Consider the following 26,155-nt stretch of genomic DNA (forward strand, 5'->3'; position numbering starts at 1 on the left):
CGGAGACGACATATGGCTTATCAATCTCAAGATATCATTCGTCGTTCCGCGACTAACGGTCTGACCCCCGCGCCTCAGGCGCGGGACTTCCAGGAAGAAGTGGCGAAACTCATCGACGTCACCACCTGTATCGGCTGTAAAGCCTGTCAGGTGGCGTGTTCAGAGTGGAACGACATTCGCGATACCGTCGGCAATAACATTGGGGTGTACGATAACCCCAATGATTTAAGCGCCAAATCGTGGACGGTAATGCGCTTCTCGGAAGTGGAGCAGAATGACAAACTGGAATGGCTGATCCGCAAAGACGGCTGTATGCACTGTTCCGATCCGGGCTGCCTGAAAGCGTGCCCGGCGGAAGGTGCAATTATTCAGTATGCCAACGGTATCGTCGACTTCCAGTCCGAGCAGTGCATTGGCTGCGGTTATTGCATTGCGGGCTGTCCGTTCGACATTCCGCGCCTCAACCCGGAAGACAACCGCGTCTACAAATGTACGTTGTGCGTTGACCGCGTGGTGGTTGGGCAAGAACCGGCCTGTGTGAAGACCTGCCCGACGGGCGCGATTCATTTCGGTACGAAAGAGTCGATGAAAACGCTGGCGAGCGAGCGTGTGGCTGAGCTGAAAACCCGTGGTTACGACAATGCGGGTCTGTACGATCCGGCTGGCGTCGGTGGTACACACGTTATGTACGTGCTGCACCATGCTGACAAGCCGAATCTGTATCATGGCTTGCCGGAGAACCCGGAAATCAGCGAAACCGTGAAATTCTGGAAAGGCATCTGGAAACCGCTCGCGGCTGTTGGCTTTGCGGCTACCTTTGCGGCCAGTATCTTCCACTACGTGGGTGTCGGTCCGAACCGTGCGGATGAGGAAGAGAACAATCTGCACGAAGAGAAAGACGAGGAGCGCAAATGAAACGACGTGACACCATCGTGCGCTACACCGCGCCGGAACGTATCAACCACTGGGTAACCGCCTTCTGCTTCATCCTGGCGGCGGTGAGCGGGCTGGGCTTTTTGTTCCCATCCTTCAACTGGTTGATGCAAATCATGGGCACTCCGCAGCTGGCGCGTATTCTGCACCCGTTTGTCGGCGTGGTTATGTTTGCCTCGTTCATCATCATGTTTTTCCGTTACTGGCATCACAACCTAATCAATCGGGATGATATCTTTTGGGCGAAGAATATTCGTAAGATCGTCGTCAACGAGGAAGTAGGTGACACCGGGCGTTATAACTTCGGTCAGAAATGCGTTTTCTGGGCAGCGATTATTTTCCTGGTTCTGCTGCTGGTGAGCGGTGTGATTATCTGGCGTCCTTATTTTGCGCCTGCTTTCTCAATCCCGGTGATCCGATTCGCGTTAATGCTGCATTCATTTGCCGCAGTAGCGTTAATTGTGGTTATCATGGTGCATATCTACGCCGCCCTTTGGGTGAAAGGCACGATTACCGCCATGGTGGAAGGATGGGTTACCAGCGCATGGGCGAAGAAACACCATCCACGCTGGTATCGTGAAGTCCGCAAGACAACGGAAAAGAAAGCTGAATGAGTATTCGCATAATCCCGCAAGATGAGCTGGGTTCGAGCGAGAAACGTACGGCGGATATGATTCCGCCGTTATTGTTCCCTCGGCTCAAAAATTTGTACAACCGCCGCGCCGAGCGTCTGCGCGAACTGGCAGAAAATAATCCGCTGGGTGATTACCTGCGCTTTGCTGCGCTTATCGCCCACGCCCAGGAAGTGGTGCTGTACGACCATCCGCTGGAGATGGATCTGACTGCACGCATTAAAGAAGCCAGCGCACAAGGCAAGCCACCGCTGGATATTCACGTTCTGCCGCGCGATAAGCACTGGCAAAAACTGTTGATGGCGCTGATTGCCGAGCTGAAACCTGAAATGAGCGGTCCGGCGCTGGCCGTGATTGAGAATCTGGAGAAGGCATCAACCCAGGAGCTGGAAGATATGGCCAGCGCGCTGTTTGCCTCTGATTTCTCCTCCGTCAGCAGCGATAAAGCACCGTTTATCTGGGCCGCGCTGTCGCTCTACTGGGCGCAAATGGCTAACCTGATCCCCGGCAAAGCCCGCGCAGAATACGGCGAACAACGTCAATATTGCCCGGTTTGTGGTTCTATGCCGGTGTCCAGCATGGTGCAAATTGGCACCACTCAGGGTCTGCGTTATCTGCACTGCAACCTGTGCGAAACCGAATGGCACGTGGTGCGCGTAAAATGCAGCAACTGCGAGCAGAGCGGCAAACTGCATTACTGGTCGCTGGATGACGAACAGGCCGCGATTAAAGCCGAAAGCTGCGATGACTGTGGCACTTACCTGAAGATTCTTTATCAGGAAAAAGAGCCGAAAGTTGAAGCCGTGGCAGATGACCTCGCCTCTCTGGTACTGGACGCGCGAATGGAGCAAGAAGGCTATGCCCGTAGTTCCATCAACCCGTTCCTGTTTCCAGGTGAAGGGGAGTAATCTCTGACGTTTTCCGGGTGGCGCAGGTCGCCCGGATTACAGCTCATAGGGTGTGATACACCATCTCTCGTATTCCGTGTTACCAATTCAAGTCCATGCTGTCAGTACCTGTTTGGTCTCAATTTTCCCAGCAACACATCGATAAGGTTATTGGCATGTCACTGATGACAAACGTAAGATTGCCTGATGCGCTACGCTTATCAGGCCTACCCTAAAAACTGCAATATATTGAATTGGCATGATTTTGTAGGTCGAATAAGGCGTGCAAGCCGCATCCGGTATGAACAACGCGCACTTTTCAGTATTCTGATTGGTATCATTTTTGCCATTACCATTCCTCGCGCAGCTTACACTATTCTTCAACACCTACTGCCTCACTCCTTTGCTTGCCGCCTTTTACCCTACGCACCGGAAATTGCTGACGCTCCAGATATTGCTCTACCGCTTCGCGTAAAATTGCAGATCGCGAAACCTTACGCCAGCCCCTGAGCTTATTCAGCCGTTTAATTGCCTCTTCTAATAAATGAAGAAAAACCGTATTCATCGCCATTTTCACCACCTTACATAAATTACTCATTAATGTATGTGCGAAAATTACGCCGAAAAATTAACTGACGAAAGCTTATTTTTTCATACGGTTTTGTTTTTGCGAGACGTTTTCCAGAAATAATACAACAGTTGCAATTATTTTAATTGTTACTCAAAAATGGCTTAGTTATCGCCCAGAATAATTTATTACTCTTAATTAGGCGGGGACACTCCCACAGAAAAGCGACAATAAATAATAAGGATGAGTTATGGGTGTTATGAATATATTATATTCAAGAATATTTTTTTGATTGGGTCTTCATTTGCATCATCCAGGTGGTGTACCCGAAAAAAGTCAGCTTCTTTACAGCATCGGAGATTAAGGTGAAATTAATCATCCGTAACTGACCGGTCAGTGCCACCACCAACCGGTCTTTAATTAAAACGTCCACCCTACTCTTCTTCATTCCCGCCCTCTTCATACGGGCCAAATGGCTTAGCGGGAAGAACGATATACGTCCCTTCAAACACCGCACCAGGCGTCTCGTCGCCAAAGATTTCAACCTGCATTTGCACCCGCGCTTTACGCCCGCGCGCCAGACGGTCGAGATCGCCACTTAACGCACCGAGGTCGGCTACCGCATGAGGTTTACCGCTAATCGGCTTGCTGTAACGAATATGCGCGTCAGCCAGAATAATCGTTCCGCCGAGATGACGTTCACGCAGCATCAGCCAGATAAGCCCCCAACCGGTGAGTGTTGCCAGCGAGAATAAACTCCCGGCAAATAACGTATGATGCGGATTCTGATTGCCGGTTTCCGGCATGGTGGTGATGAATTTTTGCCCGGTATATTGCTGAATACGCACGCCCATTTTTTCACTTAATGGGATGTGTTCATACCACGCCTGTTGCAGCTGCGCGCACCAGTCGCCGCGATGCAAAATATCATCCAGAGTAGCGACAGGTTTAATCATCAAAAAATGACGAATGGGCGTGGTAGTTGGTGTGGTGATTTCTCCCTGATTCACAAACCCCAGCTTGGCGAAAAACTCCACCGCATCTTCGCGGGCGCTACAGGTCACGCGTTTAACACCTTCCTGACGCGCCACCGACTCAAGCGTCATCGCCATCAGCGTCCCCAACCCTTTGTCCTGCACGTCCGGGTGTACCGCCATAAAACGGATGGAGGCTTCGTTATCGGCATTGATATACAGCCGCCCTACCGCCACCAGATTACCCTGCTCGTCAACGACCATCTGGTGATGCGCCATCGCATCCCACGCGTCGCGTTCCGAACCTTTTGGTTGATGCAGGGGCTTACGCAACATTTCCCAGCGAAACTGATAGTAACGCTCTAATTCTTCTTCTGTTTGTGGAACCCGAAGGTGATACATAGCGATACTCTCTCTTGTTTCCCGTGACAACCCTGGAAGCTGGCTCATACCTGCAACCAGAATGTCACGGGGCCATCATTGACCAGCGATACCTGCATATCCGCAGCGAAGCGTCCTGTTTGCGTGTTCATCTCCTGCTGACGGCAGCGTTCGACGAAATAGTCATATAACGCCTCTGCGCGATCCGGTGATGCGCCTTTGGAGAAACTTGGGCGCATCCCTCGTTCGGTATCTGCGGCAAGGGTAAACTGGGAAACCACCAGCACACTGCCGCCGGCCTGTTGCACGTTGAGATTCATCTTGCCTTCGGCATCGCTGAAGATGCGATAGCCGAGCACACGCTCGCACAGACGGTTTGCTTTCTGTTCGTCGTCATCCTTTTCGACACCCAATAACACCAAAAGTCCCGCGCCAATTTCGCCCGTCACTTCTCCCTCCACGGTGACGCTGGCACGGGTTACGCGTTGAATTAATGCAATCATGGTTCGTCGTCTTCTTCTTGTTCAGCTGCTTGTTTTAGTTTGCGGTATTCCCCGAGAGTGACAGTAATTTCCGCGCCAAGCAAGACGATACACCATGTCCAGTAGACCCAGACGAAGAGAATGGGGATCACCGCCAGTACGCCGTAAATGAGCTGATACGACGGGAACATGGTGATATAAAGCGCGAAACCTTTCTTTCCTGCTTCGAACAGGAGCGCGGCGACAAACGCGCCGACAATAGCGTCGCGGTTAGGTACGCGGATGGTAGGAACAATGCTGTACAGCAGCCAGAAGGAGATCCACGACAACAGCAGCGGAAAAATACGCAGCACATTGTCGATGACGGTATTGAGATCGCTCGCCCAGCGCAGGGAGAGCAGATAGGAACTGATCGCCAGACTGGCACCTGCCAACAGCGGCCCTAACGTCAAAATCATCCAGTACACGGCAAACGAGTAAATTTTGGGACGCACCCGTTTACTGCGCCAGATGGCGTTAAGTGCGCTATCGATGGAGTACATCAGCAATAACGCCGTGACGATCAGGCCACATGCCCCGACAGCGGTCATCTTGTTGGAATTGGCAACAAACTGTTCGATATATTGCTGGATAACATCGCCGGTGGCAGGCAGAAAGTTGGCGAAAATAAAGTGACGCAACTGAATGCTGACGTCGGAAAACATGGGAAAAGCGGCGAAAAGCGCAAAAACAACGGCAACCAGCGGCACTAATGAGAGCAACGACACATAGGCAAGGTTACCTGCCAGGGTTGTCATGTTGTCCTCATTAATGCGTTGCCAGAGTAGTTTCAGCCAGGCCCATAGCGGACGGGTACGATGCCTGGCTTTTTCATGGATGGTTTTTAGCATAACACCTTCGCGAAATAGTCCGGGATGGTGGTTTTATCTTTTACCTGAATGCTGGTAATGCCTAGCTGATTAGCCCCTTCTATATTATCGGCGTTGTCATCGAAAAAGACCGTCTCATCTGGTGAAAAACCTTCCGCCTGCAAAACATGCTGGTAGATCCGCGCTTCCGGTTTGCGCATACCTAAATCTTGCGACAGATAGATATGGTCGGCAGCGTTGCGGATTTCCGGGTATTCCTCCGGCCAGAAAGTGGTATGCAGGCGGTTAGTATTGGAAAGCACCACCACGCGATGCCCCTGTTCACGCAGTTTATGCATGATATCGATCACTTCCGGGCGCAGCGCGACAAACACTGCCTGCCAGCCGTGGGAGAACTGCTCGTAGCTTAGCGGTAAGGCCATCTCATGACACAGCGCCTCTGCGAACGCTTCATCGCTAATTTCCCCACGTTCATGCTGATGAAACGCCTCCCCCATATGAAAACTCTTCTTAAGCGTAGCCAGCGGAACGCGCGTTAAATCGCTCCAGGTTCCCAGCACACGGTTAAAGTCGATATCGACAATCACATTACCTAAATCAAAGATATAGAGCATTTTTGCCTCCTTTCTCGCCACAGGAAATTAACTGTAGCGGGAAAGGAGGGGTTTGGCTATGTGGCAATATGGGTAATCTTGTGACGCTGATTGCGAAAAAGCAGAGTAATTTCACTGGCTTTTTCGCAATATATGAATGGTTAAGATTCAGGCGTAAATGGCCGACGAGTTTCTATGACCAGCGGCTTATCAGATACCTGGGTAAGCGGGTTAACACAGGTGCATCGCGCTGGATGAAATCATAGCCTTTATTTTGAGGATGGCTGGGAAAGGCATTGCGATGGGTAATGGCGAGTGCCTGTGCTGAAAGTGTTATTGGTCACAACAACACTGACGCGATTGCGGATTTTCTCCGTGTGCAGGGCTTTCGATAATGCCTGATGCGATGCTGACGCATCTTATCAGACCTGCAAAGGCAAAAAAAAACCTGCCATCACTGGCAGGTTTTTCACGACTAAAAAGAAAAATTAATCTTCTTTTGGACCACGGTTCGCGCGGCGACGATCGTTTTCCGTCAGGTGACGTTTACGAATACGGATAGAGGTCGGAGTAACTTCTACCAGTTCGTCATCATCGATGAACTCCAGAGCTTGTTCCAAAGTCATGCGGATAGGCGGAACCAGAACAACGGCTTCGTCAGTACCGGAAGCACGCATGTTGGTCAGTTTCTTACCGGTCAGGCAGTTTACAGTCAGGTCGTTAGAGCGGCTGTGAATACCGATAATCTGACCTTCGTAAACTTCTGCACCGTGACCGAGGAACAGCTTACCGCGATCCTGCAGACCAAACAGCGCGAACGCTACCGCTTTACCCTGGCCGTTAGAGATCAGTACGCCGTTCTGACGCTGACCCACTTCACCCGGACGTACGTCGTCGTAGTGGCTGAAGGTGGAGTACAGCAGACCCGTACCGGAAGTCATGGTCATGAACTCAGAACGGAAGCCAATCAGACCACGGCTTGGGATCACGTAGTCGAGACGTACGCGGCCTTTACCGTCTGGATTCATGTTTTTCAGCTCGCCTTTACGCTCACCCAGCGCCTGCATTACAGAACCCTGATGCTGTTCTTCAACGTCCAGAGTCACGTTTTCGAACGGCTCTTGTTTACGACCGTCGATTTCACGGAAGATAACTTTCGGACGGGATACCGCCAGTTCGAAACCTTCACGACGCATGTTCTCAATAAGAACAGACAGGTGCAGTTCGCCACGACCAGAAACGCGGAACGCATCGGCGTCTTCGGTTTCTTCTACGCGCAGCGCAACGTTGTGTACCAGTTCTTTGTTCAGACGATCCAGAATCTGACGAGACGTTACGAACTTACCTTCTTTACCGCAGAACGGAGAGGTGTTAACGCAGAAGAACATGGAAACGGTCGGCTCATCAACGGAGAGTGCCGGCAATGCTTCAACGTTTTGCGTGTCGCAAACGGTGTCAGAAATGTTCAGCTCGCCAAGGCCAGTGATCGCCACGATATCGCCAGCTTCCGCCAGATCGGTTTCGATACGCTCCAGACCGAGGTGGCCCAGCACTTTACCGACTTTCGCGTTACGGGTTTTGCCTTCGCTATCGATGATAGTAACCTGCTGGTTCGGCTTCACTTTACCGCGCTTGATGCGGCCAATGCCGATAACGCCAACATAGCTGTTGTAATCGAGCTGAGAAATCTGCATCTGGAACGGACCGTCAAGGTCAACGTCCGGCGCAGGAACGTGGTCAACAATCGCCTGGTACAGCGGGGTCATGTCTTCCGCCATATCTTCGTGATCCAGACCCGCGATGCCGTTCAGCGCAGAAGCGTAAACGATCGGGAAGTCCAGCTGCTCGTCGGTCGCGTCGAGGTTAACGAACAGGTCAAATACCTGATCCACAACCCAGTCAGGACGCGCGCCAGGGCGGTCAACTTTGTTGATAACAACAATCGGCTTCAGGCCGTAAGCAAACGCTTTTTTGGTTACGAAACGCGTTTGCGGCATCGGGCCGTCAAATGCGTCAACCACCAGCAGCACTGAGTCTACCATGGACATTACACGTTCAACTTCACCACCGAAGTCGGCGTGCCCCGGGGTATCAACGATGTTGATACGGTAATCATTCCATTTGATAGCGGTGTTTTTCGCGAGGATGGTAATCCCACGCTCTTTCTCCAAATCGTTGGAGTCCATCACGCGCTCTTGGGTTTCGGCACGAGAGTCGAACGTACCGGATTGTTGGAGCAGCTTGTCTACCAGGGTGGTTTTACCATGGTCGACGTGCGCGATGATGGCGATATTACGCAATTTTTCGATCACAACTTTGCCTCAGGCATTAGAAATAGCGCGTTATTGTACACGGATTAATCGCACTACAAAACAGGATCACAAACATCCTCCGCAAACAAGTATTGCAGAGTCCCTTTGTGATCGCTTTCACGGAGCATAAAAAGGGTTATCCAAAGGTCATTGCACCAACATGGTGCTTAATGTTTCCATTGAAGCACTATATTGGTGCAACATTCACATCACGGTGCAGCCCTTTTGCACGATGTTAAGCATGATAACGCCTTTTAGGGGCAATTTAAAAGTTGGCACAGATTTCGCTTTATCTTTTTTACGGCGACACGGCCAAAATAATTGCAGATTTCGTTACCACGACGACAATGACCAATCCAGGAGAGTTAAAGTATGTCCGCTGAACACGTACTGACGATGCTGAACGAGCACGAAGTGAAGTTTGTTGATTTGCGCTTCACCGATACCAAAGGTAAAGAACAGCACGTCACTATCCCTGCTCATCAGGTGAATGCTGAATTCTTCGAAGAAGGCAAAATGTTTGACGGCTCCTCGATTGGCGGCTGGAAAGGCATTAACGAATCCGACATGGTGCTGATGCCAGACGCATCCACCGCAGTGATTGACCCGTTCTTCGCCGACTCTACCCTGATTATCCGTTGCGACATCCTTGAACCTGGCACCCTGCAAGGCTATGACCGTGACCCGCGCTCCATCGCGAAACGCGCCGAAGATTACCTGCGCTCTACTGGCATTGCCGACACCGTACTGTTCGGGCCAGAACCAGAATTTTTCCTGTTCGATGACATCCGTTTCGGATCTTCTATCTCCGGTTCTCACGTTGCTATCGACGATATCGAAGGCGCATGGAACTCCTCCACCCAATACGAAGGTGGTAACAAAGGTCACCGTCCGGCAGTGAAAGGCGGTTACTTCCCGGTTCCGCCAGTAGACTCAGCTCAGGATATCCGTTCTGAAATGTGCCTGGTAATGGAACAGATGGGTCTGGTGGTTGAAGCACATCACCACGAAGTAGCGACCGCAGGTCAGAACGAAGTGGCAACCCGCTTCAATACCATGACCAAAAAAGCTGACGAAATTCAGATCTACAAATATGTCGTTCACAACGTGGCGCACCGCTTCGGTAAAACCGCGACCTTTATGCCAAAACCGATGTTTGGTGATAACGGCTCCGGTATGCACTGCCACATGTCGCTGTCTAAAAACGGCGTTAACCTGTTCGCAGGCGACAAATACGCGGGTCTTTCTGAGCAGGCGCTGTACTACATTGGCGGCGTAATCAAACACGCGAAAGCGATTAACGCGCTGGCAAACCCGACCACTAACTCTTACAAGCGTCTGGTTCCGGGTTACGAAGCACCGGTAATGCTGGCTTACTCTGCGCGTAACCGCTCTGCTTCTATCCGTATTCCGGTGGTTGCGTCTCCAAAAGCGCGTCGTATCGAAGTACGTTTCCCGGATCCGGCCGCTAACCCGTACCTGTGCTTTGCTGCCCTGCTGATGGCGGGTCTTGATGGTATCAAGAACAAGATCCACCCAGGCGAAGCGATGGACAAAAACCTGTATGACCTGCCGCCGGAAGAAGCGAAAGAGATCCCACAGGTTGCAGGCTCTCTGGAAGAAGCACTGAACGAACTGGATCTGGACCGCGAGTTCCTGAAAGCCGGTGGCGTGTTCACTGATGAAGCAATCGATGCGTACATCGCCCTGCGTCGCGAAGAAGATGACCGCGTGCGTATGACTCCGCATCCGGTAGAGTTTGAGCTGTACTACAGCGTCTAATAGTTGAAGTTGTACTACCCGGCGCGAACAACGCCGGGATTTAGTTGCCGTGGAAACTTTCAGCCCATCTCTGCATGGGCTTTTTTCTCCGTCATTTCTCTGATGCTTCGCGCTTTTTATCCGTAAAAAGCTATAATGCACTAAAATGGTGCAACCTGTTCAGGAGACTGCTTTATGGCAACAGGCAAGCAGCCCGATGCTGGGCAGATCCTCAACTCGCTGATTAACAGTATTTTGTTAATTGATGACAATCTGGCGATACATTACGCCAACCCCGCCGCGCAACAACTGCTCGCCCAAAGCTCCCGCAAATTGTTCGGTACGCCGTTACCGGAACTGTTGAGCTACTTCTCATTAAATATCGAGTTGATGCAAGAAAGTCTGGAGGCGGGGCAAGGGTTTACCGATAACGAAGTGACGCTGGTCATCGACGGGCGTTCGCATATCCTTTCTGTGACGGCCCAGCGTATGCCGGACGGCATGATCCTGCTGGAGATGGCACCGATGGATAACCAGCGCCGCTTAAGCCAGGAACAGCTACAACATGCTCAACAAGTAGCTGCCCGTGATTTAGTGCGCGGCCTGGCACATGAGATTAAAAATCCGCTTGGCGGTTTACGTGGCGCGGCGCAGCTACTCAGCAAAGCATTACCTGACCCGTCACTACTCGAATATACCAAAGTGATTATCGAACAGGCGGACCGGCTGCGAAATTTGGTCGACCGTCTGTTGGGGCCGCAACTGCCCGGTACGCGTGTTACCGAAAGTATTCACAAGGTGGCAGAGCGCGTAGTGGCGCTGGTATCGATGGAACTGCCGGGTAACATGCGGTTGATTCGTGATTACGACCCCAGCCTGCCGGAACTGGCGCACGATCCGGATCAAATTGAACAGGTATTGCTGAATATTGTGCGCAATGCGTTACAGGCACTGGGACCGGAAGGCGGCGAAATTATTCTGCGTACCCGCACCGCGTTTCAACTGACCTTGCACGGCGAACGCTATCGGCTGGCAGCGCGGATCGATGTGGAAGATAACGGGCCGGGTATCCCGCCTCACTTACAGGATACGCTGTTTTACCCGATGGTCAGCGGTCGCGAAGGCGGCACCGGGCTTGGCTTATCCATCGCCCGTAATTTGATTGATCAGCATTCAGGCAAAATTGAATTTACCAGTTGGCCAGGTCATACCGAGTTCTCGGTTTACCTGCCTATCAGGAAATAAAGGTGACGTTTATGCAACGAGGGATAGTCTGGGTAGTCGATGACGATAGTTCCATCCGTTGGGTGCTTGAACGTGCGCTCGCTGGGGCGGGTTTAACTTGTACGACGTTTGAGAACGGCGCGGAGGTGCTGGAGGCGCTGGCGAGCAAAACGCCGGATGTGCTGCTTTCAGATATCCGTATGCCCGGAATGGACGGACTGGCGCTGCTCAAACAGATTAAACAGCGCCATCCGATGCTTCCGGTCATCATTATGACCGCGCACTCGGATCTGGATGCCGCCGTTAGCGCCTATCAACAAGGGGCGTTTGATTATCTGCCCAAACCGTTTGATATCGACGAAGCCGTGGCGCTGGTTGAGCGCGCCATCAGCCATTACCAGGAACAGCAGCAGCCGCGCAATATTCAGCTTAACGGCCCAACAACCGATATCATCGGCGAAGCACCAGCCATGCAGGATGTGTTCCGTATTATCGGTCGGCTCTCGCGCTCTTCTATTAGCGTGTTGATCAATGGCGAGTCCGGCACCGGTAAAGAGCTGGTCGCTCATGCCCTGCATCGCCACAGCCCGCGAGCCAAAGCGCCGTTTATCGCGCTGAATATGGCGGCTATCCCAAAAGACTTGATCGAATCAGAACTGTTTGGTCACGAGAAAGGCGCGTTTACCGGTGCCAATACCGTTCGTCAGGGCCGTTTTGAACAGGCCGATGGCGGCACGTTATTCCTTGATGAAATTGGCGATATGCCGCTGGATGTGCAGACACGGTTACTGCGCGTGCTGGCAGACGGTCAGTTTTACCGCGTTGGCGGCTATGCGCCGGTGAAAGTGGATGTGCGTATTATCGCTGCGACCCACCAGAACCTGGAACTGCGCGTGCAGGAAGGCAAGTTCCGCGAGGATCTGTTCCACCGCCTGAACGTTATCCGCGTTCATCTGCCGCCACTGCGCGAGCGTCGGGAAGATATTCCCCGCCTGGCGCGCCATTTTTTACAGGTTGCCGCGCGCGAATTGGGCGTAGAAGCGAAGTTGCTGCATCCGGAAACCGAAGCCGCCCTGACGCGTCTGGCGTGGCCGGGGAACGTGCGCCAACTGGAAAACACCTGCCGCTGGTTAACGGTGATGGCCGCCGGACAGGAAGTGTTGATTCAGGATTTGCCAAGCGAACTGTTTGAATCAACCGTACCGGAAAGTCCTTCCACTATGCAACCGGACAGTTGGGCAACATTGTTAGCACAGTGGGCAGATCGGGCGCTGCGTTCCGGTCATCAAAACCTGCTTTCTGAAGCGCAGCCAGAGCTGGAGCGGACGTTACTAACTACTGCTTTGCGACATACGCAGGGGCATAAACAGGAAGCAGCGCGACTGCTTGGTTGGGGACGTAACACCCTGACACGTAAGTTAAAAGAGTTGGGGATGGAGTGATTCACGGCTGGTGTGTAAAGATTGATTATTGAGCGCAAATTGCTGTTATTTTGCACTTTACTGTTCCGATAAGTTCAGTATGATCTTGCCCGGAAAACGGGGGAAGTCATTATGCTGGAATCAATAATTAATCTGGTATCGAGTGGCGCAGTTGATAGCCACACACCGCAAACTGCCGTTGCGGCCATCCTGTGTGTCGCGATGATTGGGCTGTTTAGCTGAAGCTCGTGGTTTATGCCGGATGCGGCCTACAAAAGCAATAATTTCAACAGGTTTTGTAGGCCTGATAAGCGTAGCGCATCAGGCAACCTTGTTCTCAGTACATTGATGGCGCTTTCGTTTTCTAACTTGTAAACGAAGCGCCATTCACAATTTAAATCACCCGTGAGAACTGCTGCATCCGCGCTTTCTGGCGCAGATAAGTATCAAAGCACATGCAAATGTTGCGGATCAGCAAGCGACCTTTCGCCGTCACCTGAATCCCCTTCTCATCCACATCCACCAGCCCATCTTTTGCTAACGGGGCGAGCAGCTTGAGATCTTCCGCAAAGTAATCAGCGAATTGCAAATCCCACTGTTGTTCAACGGGGGCGTAATCCAGACGGAAATTGCAGATAAGCGACTTAATCACATCGCGGCGAATACAGTCATCGCGCGTTAATGCAATACCGCGCCACAGCGCATTACCTTGTTCATCCACCTGCTGATAGTACTGCTTCAACTCTTTCTGGTTTTGCGCGTAGCAGTCGCCAATCATGCTGATGGCTGAAACGCCCATCCCCAGCAGGTCGGTATCCCCCTGGGTGGTGTAGCCCTGGAAGTTACGATGCAGCACGCCTTCACGCTGAGCCACAGCCAGCTCGTCATCCGGGCGGGCAAAGTGATCCATACCAATAAACTGATAGCCCGATTGCGTCAGGAAGGCGATGGTTTCTTGCAGAATATCGAGTTTCTGCTGCGGACTCGGCAGGTCAGCATCTTTGATTTTACGCTGAGCAGCAAAAATGGTCGGCAGATGTGCGTAGTTAAAGACACTCAGACGATCGGGGTTAAGTTCCGCTACGCGTTTCAGGGTAAAAGCGAAACTCTCCGGCGTCTGTTTCGGCAGGCCGTAAATCAGGTCAATGTTGGTGGAGGTAAAGCCAATCTCACGCGCATGGTTAAGCAGCGCAAAGATGAACTCTTCATCCTGCTCACGGTTAACCAGACGCTGCACTTCTTTGTTGAAGTCCTGCACGCCCATGCTCAGACGGTTAAAACCTTCGGCACGTAAATGATCGAGTACATCCAGTTCGATTTCACGCGGATCGACTTCGATCGAGATTTCCGCGTCGGCATTGAACTGGAAGTTTTCCCGCAGCAGCTTCATCAGGCGGCTGATTTGCGTTTTATTCAGATACGTCGGCGTACCACCGCCCCAGTGCAACTGACTAACGTGACGCCCGGCAAACAGCGGCGCACGATGGACGATTTCTTGCTCCAGCGCGTCCAGGTATTGGTCAGCCTTGTGCTGCTGGCGTGTGACAATCTTATTGCAACCGCAGAAGTAACAAAGCTTATGGCAGAACGGGATATGTACGTAGAGAGATAATGGACGCTCAGGATAGCGCGCCACGGCTTGTAAAAACGCCTGTTCGCCAAAGTTTTCTGAAAACTCCAGCGCGGTCGGGTACGAGGTGTATCGTGGCCCGGAATAATTATATTTCTGGATCAGGGCCAGATCCCAGTCGATTTGCTGTACAGACATGCTCACTCCTTCCGATGGCGTCTCTGGCGGCTACGGCGTACCGACGGATGCCCGGTTCGGGTCATCAGCCGGTTGCGCAGCCACTTTTGTCGCCGCGACAACCGTTGTAGTTTAACGAATAACCACACCAGATAACATATAACCGGAAGGGTTATCAGCAGAACGGGAAGGCCCACGGTGGCAATCCGTTAGTTGCCCCGCAGCAGACGCATCATGTCTTCTTGCTTCTCGTCTTCTTCCTCTTCTTCATCGTCGTCATAAGAGAGGCCGAGTTTCTGCATCAACTCATCAATACGATCCAGTTTGGCATCAACCCAGGATTGCTCTTCGGCGCTCAGGGTTTCGCCTGCTTCCAGACGTTCCAGCAGCGCATCCAGACGCTCATCCGTTTCCAGTAACTCCAACTCCGCCTGCGGTGAAAGCATAGGTTTCTCACTCTTCGGTTTGTGCTGTTTGGTGACTTTTTCAGTCACACCCAATGGAATAGGGGTTTTACTGCCAATACGTGGATCTTTCGGTGCGTTCTGGCCTTTGTTGCCTGATGTAGTGTTACCGCCCGCTGCGCGACTGCCCGGCGCATGACCACGGCGTTTTTTCTGGCGCTTGCGGTCACGAGCTTCCTGATCCAGCTCCTCGCGTGTTTTTCGACGCGCTTTTGCGTGACCTTTGCTGCGTGAGTTTGAAGATGATGGTTTCATAATGGTTCGTCTTTTTGCCGTTTTATTCAGTATAGATTTGCGGCGGAATCTAACAGAAAGCAAGCAAAGAAAAAAGGCGACAGATTACTCTGTCGCCTTTTTTCCTGACTCATAACCCTTAACGGGTCTTACAATCCTTGCAGGCCGCCAACACACCCTGTTTTTCCATTAGCCAGAACATTCCGTGTTGATTCCATTTCCGTTTAATTACGTCTCCGGACGTTTGTCTTCCTGACAATCCTCTGTCTTCGCCTCCTGGCGCTCCTGACCCTCATCCTGAGTCATCTTCCTGTTAGCGTCCTCGCTCTATGGGTGCTACTTTACGCTTCTGCGCTAAACAAACAATAAACTATCATCAGTATTTTCTCATTTTCAGATTATTGTATAAAACTAATCACATGATTTATTTGACCTATTTGACATGCATCGCAGAATTTTCTCTTCGATTTCGCATAAAGATGATCGGCAATGTCTCACAAAGAATGTGGCTTTTACTTACACCATGTCCCCCGAAAAATCCGTCTTTTATTGTGGTTCAGGTATAATCGCTGAAAAGCTTTGACTGACGGAGACGACCGCTTTGACTAATTTGAATTATCAACAGACGCATTTTGTGATGAGTGCGCCTGATATTCGCCACTTACCTTCCGATACCGGGATCGAAGTGGCTTTTGCAGGCCGTTCCAACGCAGGTAAATCCAGCGCGCTGAACACGCTGACTAACCAGAAAAGCCTGGCTCGTACCTCGAAAACGCCAGGGCGCACCCAGCTTATCAACCTGTTTGAAGTGGCTGATGGCAAGCGTCTGGTTGACTTGCCTGGCTACGGTTATGCGGAAGTCCCGGAAGAGATGAAGCGCAAATGGCAGCGCGCGCTCGGCGAATACCTCGAAAAACGTCAGAGCCTGCAAGGTCTGGTGGTACTGATGGATATTCGCCATCCGCTGAAAGATCTCGATCAGCAGATGATTGAGTGGGCGGTGGACAGCAATATCGCCGTGTTGGTGCTACTGACCAAAGCGGACAAACTGGCGAGCGGTGCACGTAAAGCGCAATTGAATATGGTGCGTGAAGCGGTGCTGGCGTTTAATGGTGATGTGCAGGTAGAAACCTTCTCTTCGCTGAAGAAACAAGGTGTGGATAAGCTGCGTCAGAAGCTGGATACCTGGTTTAGCGAAATGCAGCCCGTCGAAGAGAATCAGGACGGCGAATAATTTTCTTTCCCCGGTGCCGGATGCAGCTTAAATGCTTTGTCTGGCCAGGGTCTTCAAAATATTGCGACTCACGCCGTAAATCTGATAAGCGTTATGCATCAGGCAATTCAGATCTTTTCTCTCGCCCAATAAAAAACGCCCCAGTCATTACTGACTGGGGCGGCTAAAAAATTCAGCCAAATCCGATTACGTGAAGTAAAAGGTCTGAAAGATAGAACATCTTACCTCTGTACCCTACGCGAATAACTTTACTCTTTTTTGTTCAGTTCAGAAAGCATTTTTTGTAATTTTTTTTCAGTTGTTGCATAGGAATTTCTAATAGCCATCACAAAACGTGACAGCTTATGTTGCTTACTTACGAAAAAAGGGCATATTCAGGCGAATCTTAGTGCGCCTGATCCCAGTTTTCACCGCTTCCGACTTCCACCAGCAACGGCACATCCAGACGGGTACAGTTTTCCATCAATTGATGGATTTTCTTTGATACCACATCGAGATCATCTTTATGAACTTCAAATACCAGTTCATCGTGTACCTGCATGATCATACGAACGCGCGGTTGCTCGGCCTGTAACCATGCATCTACGGCAATCATCGCCCGTTTGATGATGTCGGCTGCGGTTCCCTGCATCGGTGCGTTAATTGCTGCACGTTCAGCCGCAGCACGACGCGCACCGTTGCTGGACTTGATATCCGGCAAATATAGACGGCGTCCGTCCAGCGTTTCAACGTAGCCCTGCTCTTTCGCCTGTGTGCGGGTACGTTCCATATACTCCAGCACGCCCGGATAGCGTTCGAAGTAAAGATCCATGTACTTCTGCGCTTCTTTGCGCGGAATGTTTAACTGGCGCGCCAGGCCGAAAGCACTCATGCCGTAAATCAGACCAAAGTTGATTGCTTTCGCGCTGCGGCGTTGCTCGCTGGTGACGGTTTCTAGCGGCAAACCAAACACTTCTGCGGCCGTTGCCCGGTGAATATCTTTTCCTTCCGCGAATGCGGTCAGCAGGCCTTTATCTCGCGAGAGATGCGCCATAATGCGCAGTTCAATCTGCGAGTAGTCCGCCGAGACAATCACATAATCCTCTGGCGCAATAAACGCCTGGCGGATACGGCGACCTTCTTCGTTACGCACCGGAATGTTTTGCAGGTTAGGATCGGTTGACGATAAACGTCCCGTTGCGGTTACTGCCTGGTGATAAGAAGTATGTACGCGCCCGGTTTTCGGGTTAATCATCAACGGTAGTTTGTCGGTATAGGTTGATTTCAGCTTCGCCAGACCACGATACTCCAGAATCACCTTCGGTAACGGATAGTCCAGCGCCAGCTCTTCCAGCACCTCTTCCGACGTTGACGGCGCACCACCCGGCGTTTTCTTCAGCGGTTTAATGCCCTGTTTTTCAAAAAGAATAGTTTGCAACTGTTTGGTCGAAGAAAGATTAAATTCTTCACCTGCAATTTCATGCGCTTTCTTTTCCAGCTCCGCCAAGCGCAGAGTGAGCTCTTCAGAATGATTGTGCAGAACTTTCGGATCGATCTTCACACCGTTACGTTCAATGCGTGAAAGCACCGGCACAAGCGGCATTTCGATATTCTCGAAGACGTTCAACGGCCCTTTGTGTTTCTGCAGATCCGGCCACATTTTCAGATGCAATTGTAAGGTGACGTCTGCATCTTCGGCGGCGTAGCGACCGGCCTCTTCCAGAGCAATCTGGTTAAAGGTCAGTTGATTTTTGCCTTTACCGGCAATCTCTTCAAAAGTGATGGTTTTGTGCTTCAACCAACGTTCCGCGAGGCTGTCCATATCATGACGCCCGGCAACGCTATTGAGAATGTAGGACTCGAGCATGGTATCAAAGGCAATCCCACGCAGCTCAATGCCGTAGTTCGCCAGAATACCGCGATCGTATTTCAGGTTTTGCCCGACCTTCAGCGCCTTTTCATCTTCCAGTAGCGGTTTTAGCAACTCGAGTGCACGCTCGCGAGAGATTTGATCGGGCGCATCGAGATAATCATGAGCAACCGGAATATATGCCGCTACGCCTGGCTCGATAGCAAAAGAAAGCCCGACCAGGTTGGCAGAGATGTTATCGAGGCTGTCAGTTTCGGTATCAAATGCAAACACCGGCGCTTTTTCCAGCTTCGTAATCCATTCTTTCAGCGTATCTTCATCAAGGATAGTGACGTAGTTATCGTAAGAAATCGCCGTTGCCGTCACTTCTGGCATTTCGTCGACAACAAGCGTTTCCTGTGGCTTCGCGGCAGGTTTAGCCCCTTTGGCCTGTAACCATTTGCCCGCCTCTACATCAGCAGTCCAGCGTTTGAACTCATACTTTTTGAAGAGCCCCAACAACTCTTCAGCCGCCGGTTGCTGCACTTCCAGTTGTTCACAGGTCAGCTCCAGTTCAACGTCGGTTTTAATCGTCGCCAGCTGGTAAGAGAGATAAGCCACTTCTTTGTTTTGCTCGAGCTTGGCTGCCATTGTTTTCGCGCCACGGAAGCTTAGGCCAGCAATTTTTTCCGGCTCGGCATACAGCGTATCCAGCCCGCCAAGACCCTGCAGCAGTGCCTGCGCGGTTTTTTCACCCACGCCCGGTACGCCAGGAATGTTATCGGAGGAGTCGCCCATCAGCGCCAGGAAGTCGATGATCAGTTCTGGCGGTACACCGTACTTATTCACCACTTCTTCCGGGCCGAGGATGGTGTTCGTCATGGTATTGATAAGCGTAATATTTGGCGTCACCAGCTGCGCCATATCTTTGTCGCCAGTGCTGATCAACACCGGACGCCCGGCTTTTTCGGCTTCGCGCGCCAGTGTACCGATAACGTCGTCCGCTTCTACGCCAGAAACCGCCAGCAGCGGCAGTCCCATCGCCTTGACCATTGCGTGCAGGGGTTCGATTTGCGCTCGCAAATCGTCCGGCATTGGCGGGCGATGTGATTTGTAATGTTCAAACAGTTCATCACGAAAGGTTTTTCCCTTGGCGTCAAAGACCACCGCTGCATGTGTCGGTTTATATTGCATGATTAGACTACGCAGCATGTTGAGGACACCGTACATCGCACCGGTCGGCTCGCCTGCGCTGTTGGTCAGCGGCGGAAACGCGTGATATGCGCGATAAAGATAAGATGAACCATCTACAAGGATAAGTGGATTTTGGGGGATCTGAACCATAATGTCCGTGCCTGTTTATCAGATTATGGGTAAAGGATGCCACAGACAGGATGAAAACATGAGTTTTTCACCGCTTTTCGTGAAAATCTTTTGTAGATCTTCTGGATCGCTCGCAAATCGTCATGTGGATAACTTTGTGCATAAATTATTTACATCGCTTTTAATTTATTATCATGCTTTTTACAGCATGATGTTTATCTTTGTTTTTCATGCAGTTAAAAATAAAGCCATCCCTAATAATTGAGATAATAGGATTTCTTCTAATGTGGATAGATATAAATTATTTTTCTACTTCAGGATCATCCGTTATTTGGGGCGTTTTCTGCTAAAATCTGCGCCTTGCGCTTCTTTCGCGCACTGTCTATGGCTAACTTTTTGAATAAATTAATTATGACGAGAATACTCGCTACGATAACCCTTTTGCTGAGTATCGTATTGACCATTTTGGTTACCATTTTTTGTTCCGTCCCGATCATCATTGCCGGGATCGTAAAACTATTGTTACCTGTGCCAATGATATGGCGAAAAGTTTCACGTTTTTGTGATTTTATGATGTATTGCTGGTGCGAAGGACTGGCGCTATTACTACACCTTAATCCACATTTGCGATGGGAAGTTCACGGGCTGGAAGGGTTAAGTAAAAAGAACTGGTATCTGCTTATTTGTAATCACCATAGCTGGGCAGATATTGTCGTACTGTGTGTGCTGTTTCGTAAGCACATTCCGATGAATAAATATTTCCTCAAACAGCAACTGGCCTGGGTGCCTTTTCTTGGCCTGGCGTGTTGGGCGCTGGATATGCCGTTTATGAAGCGTTATTCGCGCGCTTATTTGTTACGTCATCCGGAGCGACGCGGTAAAGATGTAGAAACCACTCGTCGTTCCTGCGAAAAATTTCGCCTGCATCCCACCACTATTGTGAATTTTGTTGAGGGTTCCCGCTTCACTGAAGAGAAACACCAGCAAACCCACTCAACATTTCAAAATCTTCTGCCGCCAAAAGCTGCCGGTATTGCGATGGCGCTGAATGTACTGGGTAAACAATTCGATAAATTGCTCAACGTTACGCTGTGTTACCCGGATAATCACCGTCAACCATTCTTCGATATGCTAAGTGGCAAACTGACCAGAATTGTCGTGCATGTGGATTTACAACCTATTGCTGAAGAATTGCATGGCGACTATATCAATGACAAAAGCTTTAAACGCCATTTTCAGCAATGGCTGAACTCACTGTGGCATGAAAAAGACAGGCTTCTGACGTCATTGATGTCATCGCAGCGCCAGAATAAGTAGCTTTTCTCGCCTCTGAATTAGCAGAGGCGAGATATTATATTAATGTGCAAAACGTCCGGCACGAGACATAAATTCTTCTTCGCTCATCTCCTGCCCGTTAAAAACAACTTTACCCGGTGTATAACGCAACTGTAGCGAGGCGGTATTGTTGTCAATCGTGATTAACTGAAACATCTGACCTAATGTCATCATCCCGCTGATTTGTTTATCCGCCCGCTTCTGGGCTTTTTCAGCATCCATACCTTCAGATAAATTAAGTTGTTTTGCTGTTTCTGTAACAACATTAAGCGGTAAAGCCACGTTTAAATTGAACGATTTGATATCTTTGTTTATGGATGATGAAGATTTGGCTGGATCATCAATACTAAGATCCAGATTGGCGTTTAGTTCTCCGAGAGTATTTCTCCAGCTAACCGGTAATTTAATAACTGGCTCACTTTTTTGTAATAACGGTAAATACTCTTTGAACAATGCAGCATTCACTTCTTGCAGAGCAGCTTCATCGTTTGCTAACTCAGGGTGTGCAGCAAGCTGCTTCCGCATCGCAATGTTATACTGGATGATAAATTGACGCACCGCTAAGGGATCAATAGATTCAGCAATCAATAACCACTCACCACTACCGAGTTGCTGATTCCCTTTTGTTAACTTATCAAGTTCGTAGGTCAGATTGACATTGATATAATCTTTATCTTTTACGCGATCTAGCCTGGTTTTTGCAACGAAATTATCGAGTTGGGCAACGTCTTCACCGCGATTGATAATGTTAATCTGATTAAATTTTGACTCGCTTTCACCAACCGGAAATTTCTTTTCTTCTAATCGCGTCAGAGAATTAATGGTAAAACTCTTCGCCGTTACTTTGCTCATTGGCGATAATTTCAGGACAATATCTTCGACCTTGCCTTCAATATCCAGGTTAGACAATGAACTATCATCACCATTAAAAGTAAACTGGCCTTCACCAAAGGAAAACTCTCCATACTCTGCAGGGGCAACATCTAATGTCGTGGAGAATGAGCCACCAAACGCGAATCGCAATTTCGCTTCAACGGGCGATTTATTTTTCGAGGCGGTAAATAGCGGTTGTGTCAGTTCATTATTCACTAAGTTCACTTTTGCCGCTGCCAGTGCGGGGATGACATTACCACGCATTAACATTGTGATGGGTAACGGACCGTGCTCAACATCCACATCAAATGCAACGTTCTGGCCTGACTTGATATTGAAATCGGGTGCGCCGTTATCAAATGTAAGTTGCATTTCAAAACGGGAATTAAAAAAGCCTTTTTCAAAGTTTTTATAACTTAATGTCATATCGTAGGCATGTTCACCTTTCTTTTTAGCATCGTTAAAATCTTTAATAAACTTTTCGACACCAGGCTGAATTTGCGTACCTGTGTACCATGTGCCACCACCCCAGATAACGGTTAACGCAACAATGACACCTGTAACTGACTTACGTATCATATAAATATTCCCTGATAAAACAGCAAAACTTTGAATATCCACTTATGCTGAAATAATGTCCAGTAACAGGGTGCATTATCAGAATGTATTTATATTTATTAAATAATAAAAAAAGCCCGTGAATATTCACGGGCCTTATGTAATTTACAATGAATTATTTTTTCTCAGACAGATATTTCACTGTATCAGCATACTGCTGAACAAAAACATCCATATTGCTGGTATCCATACCCTGCGGGTTCAGCTGATATTTGCCGTTAACAAACATCGCCGGAACGCCACGCAATTGCACGTCAGCTGCGGCTTTTTCCTGCTGAGCGACCAGAGATTTCACCACAAAGCTGTTCCACGCCGCGTCGTACTCTTCACCTTTAATACCTGCGTTGATGAATACATCGCGAATATCAGATGCAGAACGAATGGTTTGGGTTTTCTGTACGCCTTCAAACAGCGGAACCGTGACTTTGTCTTCCACGCCCAGCGCCATCGCCACTGCCCATGCCTGAGTCAGTTCTTTGCCCAGATCCCCACCCATGAAGTTGACGTGGTATTTAGTCATCTTCACGCCTTCCGGCAGTTTTTTCTTCACGTTATCAGAAATATGCAGAACTTCTTCAAACTGATAGCAGTGCGGACAGAAGAAAGAGAAAAACTCCAGCACTTGCGGCGCGCCAGCAACCGGTTTTTCCAGAGTGGTGTACTGCTTACCATCTTCATACTGCGCCGCCGATGCGCTAAACGCTAAAACTAAACCAGCCAGCGCCAGCCAAATCTTTTTCATGATCTACTCTCTCCGATTAATACATAGGTGTTAATTGCAAAGGGGGTTCTTGTAGAACTTTTGCCTGTTCTATAAAAGTCGCCGTCTGTCGCAGCCAGTAATCTTCCCCGGTTAACCACGGGAAATTTTTCGGGAACGCGGGATCAGCCCAACGCCGCATTAGCCAGGCAAGATAATAAACTAAACGCATGGCGCGTAAAGGTTCAGTCAGTCCGATTTCAGCGGTGTCGAACTCGCTAAATTCTTCATAAGCTTCAATAATAGTTTCCAGTTGCATCCGCTGCTCGGCTTTATCACCATTCAGCAACATCCACAAATCCTGAATAGCCGGACCATTACGTGCATCATCCAGATCGACAAACATCGGACCATCGCGCCAGAGAATGTTCCCGGCATGGCAGTCACCATGTAGCCGCAGAACGGTGAAATCTTCCCGCCAGTGCGCTGTAACGGCGGTGATCAGCTCATCTGTCGCTTTCAGGAATGCCGCTTTCAACCCGGAAGGTATCAGCGTAGCGTCCTCAAACAGTTTACGTGGCTCAATGAAATATTCATTCAGGCCGATGGTCGGGCGATGGATAAAAAGCTGTTTGCGCCCCGTCTGGTGCATACGCCCCAGATAACGACCAACCGCTTCCATCTGATCGATATTATCAGCTTCGAACTGGCGACCACCGACGCTTGGGAAAACGGCGAAATAAAATCCCTGATGATTCAATAAAGTCTGGCCATTGAACACCACTGGCGCTGCGACCGGCACTTCATCGTTTACCAACTGCAACGCAAATTGATGTTCTTCGAGGATTTGATCGGCTGTCCAGCGTTCAGGGCGGTAAAATTTGACGACAAAACGTCGACGATCTTCGTCCTGAAATTGATAGACACGGTTTTCATAGCTGTTAAGCGGGGTAAGCCCGGAATCCACCCGGATCCCTTGCTCAAACAGAGCGTCCATGATGGTATCCGGGTGTAGTGTCTGGAAAGTAAAAGCGTTGTTGTTCATCCCATCATCCGGAAAACATTACGAATGATGAAGGATATCATTTCACGATGATTTTGGTCGCGCCGCTTACAAGCTTTTACTCTTTAATTACGCCGCGTGCGCGTAATAGCGCCGTTTTGAAGTCTTCTTCATAATCTTTCTGCAAACCTGGGATCACCGCATCTTTCGCGGAATCACGCATTTTCAAATGATAGATCAGAATGTCATCCGTCAAATCCGCCAGTTCGCCGTCAAAACCTGACTCTTTCGCCAGTTTCTGCAAAAATTGCAGCAGGTTAAGATCTGGCTCTTTTTGCCAGGCTGGCTGGAGGAGTTCAATAACTTCATTCAGACGTTTACATTTCATAGTGATGCTCCTTACTCTTGAGACAGACACGTTAGCAGGGTCAATCCCACAATAAAAGAGGCGATATCGGTGAATCTGATGACGATGATAACAGGCGTTGTGCTGGCAGGAGGTAAAGCCAGACGAATGGGCGGCGTAGATAAAGGATTGCTTGAATTAAATGGCAAACCGCTGTGGCAACATGTCGCTGACGCGCTTATGACGCAGCTGTCTCACGTCGTGGTTAATGCCAATCGCCATCAGGAAATCTATCAGGCAACCGGTCTGAAAGTGATAGCGGATTCTCTGGCGGATTACCCTGGGCCACTGGCGGGAATGCTTTCAGTAATGCAGCAGGAAAAAGGCGAGTGGTTTTTGTTTTGTCCGTGCGATACACCCTATATTCCCCAGGATTTAGTCTCCCGACTTAACCATCAGCGCAAAGATGCGTCTGTCGTGTGGGTTCATGACGGCGAACGCGATCACCCGACTATAGCCCTGGTAAACCGCGCTATTGAGCCATTATTGCAGAAATACCTGCTGTCCGGAGAGCGCCGGGTGATGGCTTTTATGAATCTTGCTGGCGGTCACGCGGTTGATTTCAGCGATCGCAAAGAGGCATTTATAAACGTGAATACGCCAGAGGAGCTTGCCCGATGGCAGGAAAAACGATGATACCGTTACTCGCCTTTGCTGCGTGGAGTGGCACCGGAAAAACTACGCTGCTGAAAAAACTGATCCCGGCATTATGCGCCAGGGGGATCCGTCCGGGGCTGATTAAGCATACGCATCATGATATGGATGTTGATAAGCCAGGCAAAGATAGCTATGAGCTGCGCAAGGCTGGCGCGGCGCAAACCATCGTTGCCAGCCAGCAACGATGGGCTTTGATGACGGAAACGCCAGACAAAGAAGAACTGGATCTACATTTCCTCGCAAGCCGAATGAATACCTCAAAGCTGGATTTGATTCTGGTCGAAGGGTTCAAGCATGAAGAGATCGCGAAGATTGTGCTATTTCGCGATGGAGCCGGACATCGACCAGAAGAGTTAGTGATAGACAGGCATGTCATTGCTGTAGCCAGCGATGTACCGCTTAATGTTGATGTCGCGTTACTGGATATTAATGATGTTGAGGGGCTGGTTGATTTTGTGGTGGAGTGGATGCAAAAGCAGGACGGATGAGCAAGTGTAGGCTGGATAAGACGCGCCAGCGTCGCATCCGGCATTCTTTCTGCAGCAACGCAAAAAGGCCATCCTTCCGGATGGCCTTTCGCTTTATCTGATGCCTGGCAGTTCCCTACTCTCGCATGGGGAGACCCCACACTACCATCGGCGCTACGGCGTTTCACTTCTGAGTTCGGCATGGGGTCAGGTGGGACCACCGCGCTAC

The 26,155-nt window shown here is 50.1% G+C and carries 25 protein-coding genes, 1 rRNA gene and 1 pseudogene; 11 read left to right on the forward strand and 16 right to left on the reverse strand.

The window, feature by feature from the left end; translation table 11 throughout:
- Positions 1–12: 12 nt before the first annotated feature.
- The 3 genes from fdoH to fdhE are packed head-to-tail and all read left to right on the forward strand — an operon-like array spanning position 13 to position 2,473.
- Entirely contained in the window at positions 13–915 is a 903-nt protein-coding gene (gene fdoH, locus BEG40_RS17745; protein ID WP_000331377.1) for a formate dehydrogenase O subunit beta, read from the forward strand.
- Entirely contained in the window at positions 912–1,547 is a 636-nt protein-coding gene (gene fdoI, locus BEG40_RS17750) for a formate dehydrogenase cytochrome b556 subunit (protein ID WP_000829031.1), read from the forward strand. The genes fdoH and fdoI overlap by 4 nt, the downstream gene beginning before the upstream one ends.
- Entirely contained in the window at positions 1,544–2,473 is a 930-nt protein-coding gene (gene fdhE / locus BEG40_RS17755; RefSeq protein WP_000027708.1) for a formate dehydrogenase accessory protein FdhE, read from the forward strand. The genes fdoI and fdhE overlap by 4 nt, the downstream gene beginning before the upstream one ends.
- A 352-nt stretch (positions 2,474–2,825) precedes the next feature.
- Here fdhE and BEG40_RS17760 read toward each other — a convergent pair whose 3' ends face one another.
- The 6 genes from BEG40_RS17760 to typA all read right to left on the reverse strand — a co-directional run bounded on the left by BEG40_RS17760 (position 2,826) and on the right by typA (position 8,631).
- Positions 2,826–3,023: a ribbon-helix-helix domain-containing protein gene (locus BEG40_RS17760; RefSeq protein ID WP_123058475.1), complete on the reverse strand. Its 198-nt coding sequence runs from the start codon at positions 3,021–3,023 to the stop codon at positions 2,826–2,828.
- 431 nt (positions 3,024–3,454) lie between these two features.
- Complete coding sequence (gene fabY / locus BEG40_RS17765) at positions 3,455–4,396, reverse strand: fatty acid biosynthesis protein FabY (RefSeq protein WP_001297068.1); 942 nt, start codon at positions 4,394–4,396, stop codon at positions 3,455–3,457.
- A gap of 44 nt (positions 4,397–4,440) precedes the next feature.
- On the reverse strand, positions 4,441–4,878 hold the full coding sequence (gene dtd / locus BEG40_RS17770) for a D-aminoacyl-tRNA deacylase (protein WP_000560983.1): 438 nt from the start codon (positions 4,876–4,878) through the stop codon (positions 4,441–4,443).
- Positions 4,875–5,747: a virulence factor BrkB family protein gene (locus BEG40_RS17775; protein ID WP_000920721.1), complete on the reverse strand. Its 873-nt coding sequence runs from the start codon at positions 5,745–5,747 to the stop codon at positions 4,875–4,877. The genes dtd and BEG40_RS17775 overlap by 4 nt, the downstream gene beginning before the upstream one ends.
- Positions 5,741–6,340, reverse strand: coding sequence for a glucose-1-phosphatase (gene yihX / locus BEG40_RS17780; RefSeq protein ID WP_105285857.1), 600 nt, complete (start codon positions 6,338–6,340; stop codon positions 5,741–5,743). Before yihX ends, BEG40_RS17775 begins: the two co-directional genes overlap by 7 nt.
- A 467-nt stretch (positions 6,341–6,807) precedes the next feature.
- Positions 6,808–8,631, reverse strand: a complete 1,824-nt coding sequence (gene typA, locus BEG40_RS17790; protein WP_000570663.1) for a ribosome-dependent GTPase TypA — start codon at positions 8,629–8,631, stop codon at positions 6,808–6,810.
- A 372-nt stretch (positions 8,632–9,003) separates the two neighbouring features.
- Here typA and glnA point away from each other — a divergent pair, with 372 nt between their 5' ends.
- The 4 genes from glnA (at position 9,004) to BEG40_RS17815 (ending at position 13,280) form a co-directional block, all read left to right on the forward strand.
- Positions 9,004–10,413, forward strand: coding sequence for a glutamate--ammonia ligase (gene glnA / locus BEG40_RS17800; protein ID WP_001271712.1), 1,410 nt, complete (start codon positions 9,004–9,006; stop codon positions 10,411–10,413).
- Between the two features lie 174 nt (positions 10,414–10,587).
- A complete protein-coding gene (gene glnL / locus BEG40_RS17805) occupies positions 10,588–11,637 on the forward strand; it encodes a nitrogen regulation protein NR(II) (protein ID WP_105285858.1) in 1,050 nt (349 codons plus the stop codon).
- 11 nt (positions 11,638–11,648) lie between these two features.
- Complete coding sequence (gene glnG / locus BEG40_RS17810) at positions 11,649–13,058, forward strand: nitrogen regulation protein NR(I) (protein ID WP_105285867.1); 1,410 nt, start codon at positions 11,649–11,651, stop codon at positions 13,056–13,058.
- Between the two features lie 111 nt (positions 13,059–13,169).
- Complete coding sequence (locus tag BEG40_RS17815; protein ID WP_000893993.1) at positions 13,170–13,280, forward strand: YshB family small membrane protein; 111 nt, start codon at positions 13,170–13,172, stop codon at positions 13,278–13,280.
- Positions 13,281–13,431: 151 nt separating this feature from the next.
- On the opposite strand, the gene hemN is transcribed toward BEG40_RS17815, so the two are convergent.
- The 3 genes and pseudogenes from hemN to BEG40_RS17830 all read right to left on the reverse strand — a co-directional run bounded on the left by hemN (position 13,432) and on the right by BEG40_RS17830 (position 15,849).
- On the reverse strand, positions 13,432–14,805 hold the full coding sequence (hemN, locus tag BEG40_RS17820; protein ID WP_105285859.1) for an oxygen-independent coproporphyrinogen III oxidase: 1,374 nt from the start codon (positions 14,803–14,805) through the stop codon (positions 13,432–13,434).
- Between the two features lie 188 nt (positions 14,806–14,993).
- Positions 14,994–15,503 (reverse strand): Der GTPase-activating protein YihI, encoded by a 510-nt coding sequence (gene yihI / locus BEG40_RS17825; protein ID WP_010348274.1) that lies wholly within the window; start codon positions 15,501–15,503, stop codon positions 14,994–14,996.
- Between the two features lie 118 nt (positions 15,504–15,621).
- Positions 15,622–15,849, reverse strand: a pseudogene (locus tag BEG40_RS17830) (hypothetical protein).
- A gap of 234 nt (positions 15,850–16,083) precedes the next feature.
- Here BEG40_RS17830 and yihA point away from each other — a divergent pair.
- Positions 16,084–16,716 carry a ribosome biogenesis GTP-binding protein YihA/YsxC gene (gene yihA / locus BEG40_RS17835; protein ID WP_000183348.1) on the forward strand — a complete coding sequence of 211 codons (633 nt, stop codon included), beginning with the start codon at positions 16,084–16,086 and terminating at the stop codon, positions 16,714–16,716.
- A 172-nt stretch (positions 16,717–16,888) separates the two neighbouring features.
- Here the strand turns inward: yihA and spfP are convergent, their stop codons facing one another.
- Together spfP and polA are read right to left on the reverse strand one after the other, a co-directional pair.
- Positions 16,889–16,936, reverse strand: a complete 48-nt coding sequence (spfP, locus tag BEG40_RS22385) for a small protein SpfP (protein ID WP_071892919.1) — start codon at positions 16,934–16,936, stop codon at positions 16,889–16,891.
- Positions 16,937–17,101: 165 nt separating this feature from the next.
- Positions 17,102–19,888 (reverse strand): DNA polymerase I, encoded by a 2,787-nt coding sequence (gene polA / locus BEG40_RS17840; RefSeq protein ID WP_105285860.1) that lies wholly within the window; start codon positions 19,886–19,888, stop codon positions 17,102–17,104.
- A gap of 363 nt (positions 19,889–20,251) precedes the next feature.
- Here polA and yihG point away from each other — a divergent pair, with 363 nt between their 5' ends.
- Complete coding sequence (yihG, locus tag BEG40_RS17850; protein WP_010350928.1) at positions 20,252–21,184, forward strand: 1-acylglycerol-3-phosphate O-acyltransferase YihG; 933 nt, start codon at positions 20,252–20,254, stop codon at positions 21,182–21,184.
- A gap of 39 nt (positions 21,185–21,223) precedes the next feature.
- Here the strand turns inward: yihG and BEG40_RS17855 are convergent, their stop codons facing one another.
- The 4 genes from BEG40_RS17855 to BEG40_RS17870 form a co-directional block, all read right to left on the reverse strand.
- Positions 21,224–22,654, reverse strand: a complete 1,431-nt coding sequence (locus BEG40_RS17855) for a DUF945 family protein (protein WP_105285861.1) — start codon at positions 22,652–22,654, stop codon at positions 21,224–21,226.
- Between the two features lie 154 nt (positions 22,655–22,808).
- Positions 22,809–23,435 carry a thiol:disulfide interchange protein DsbA gene (gene dsbA, locus BEG40_RS17860; protein WP_000725344.1) on the reverse strand — a complete coding sequence of 209 codons (627 nt, stop codon included), beginning with the start codon at positions 23,433–23,435 and terminating at the stop codon, positions 22,809–22,811.
- 16 nt (positions 23,436–23,451) lie between these two features.
- On the reverse strand, positions 23,452–24,438 hold the full coding sequence (gene srkA / locus BEG40_RS17865; RefSeq protein ID WP_105285862.1) for a stress response kinase SrkA: 987 nt from the start codon (positions 24,436–24,438) through the stop codon (positions 23,452–23,454).
- Positions 24,439–24,514: 76 nt separating this feature from the next.
- Positions 24,515–24,784 (reverse strand): YihD family protein, encoded by a 270-nt coding sequence (locus tag BEG40_RS17870; protein WP_001295263.1) that lies wholly within the window; start codon positions 24,782–24,784, stop codon positions 24,515–24,517.
- Positions 24,785–24,853: 69 nt separating this feature from the next.
- Here BEG40_RS17870 and mobA point away from each other — a divergent pair, with 69 nt between their 5' ends.
- A complete protein-coding gene (gene mobA, locus BEG40_RS17875; protein ID WP_105285863.1) occupies positions 24,854–25,438 on the forward strand; it encodes a molybdenum cofactor guanylyltransferase MobA in 585 nt (194 codons plus the stop codon).
- Positions 25,420–25,947, forward strand: coding sequence for a molybdopterin-guanine dinucleotide biosynthesis protein MobB (gene mobB, locus BEG40_RS17880; RefSeq protein WP_105285864.1), 528 nt, complete (start codon positions 25,420–25,422; stop codon positions 25,945–25,947). The genes mobA and mobB overlap by 19 nt, the downstream gene beginning before the upstream one ends.
- Positions 25,948–26,049: 102 nt before the next feature.
- Here mobB and rrf read toward each other — a convergent pair.
- Positions 26,050–26,155 (reverse strand): 5S ribosomal RNA (gene rrf, locus BEG40_RS17885); the annotation flags it as partial.

The sequence above is a fragment of the Escherichia sp. MOD1-EC5495 genome (genome assembly GCF_002965965.1).
Taxonomy (GTDB): Bacteria; Pseudomonadota; Gammaproteobacteria; order Enterobacterales; family Enterobacteriaceae; genus Escherichia; species Escherichia ruysiae.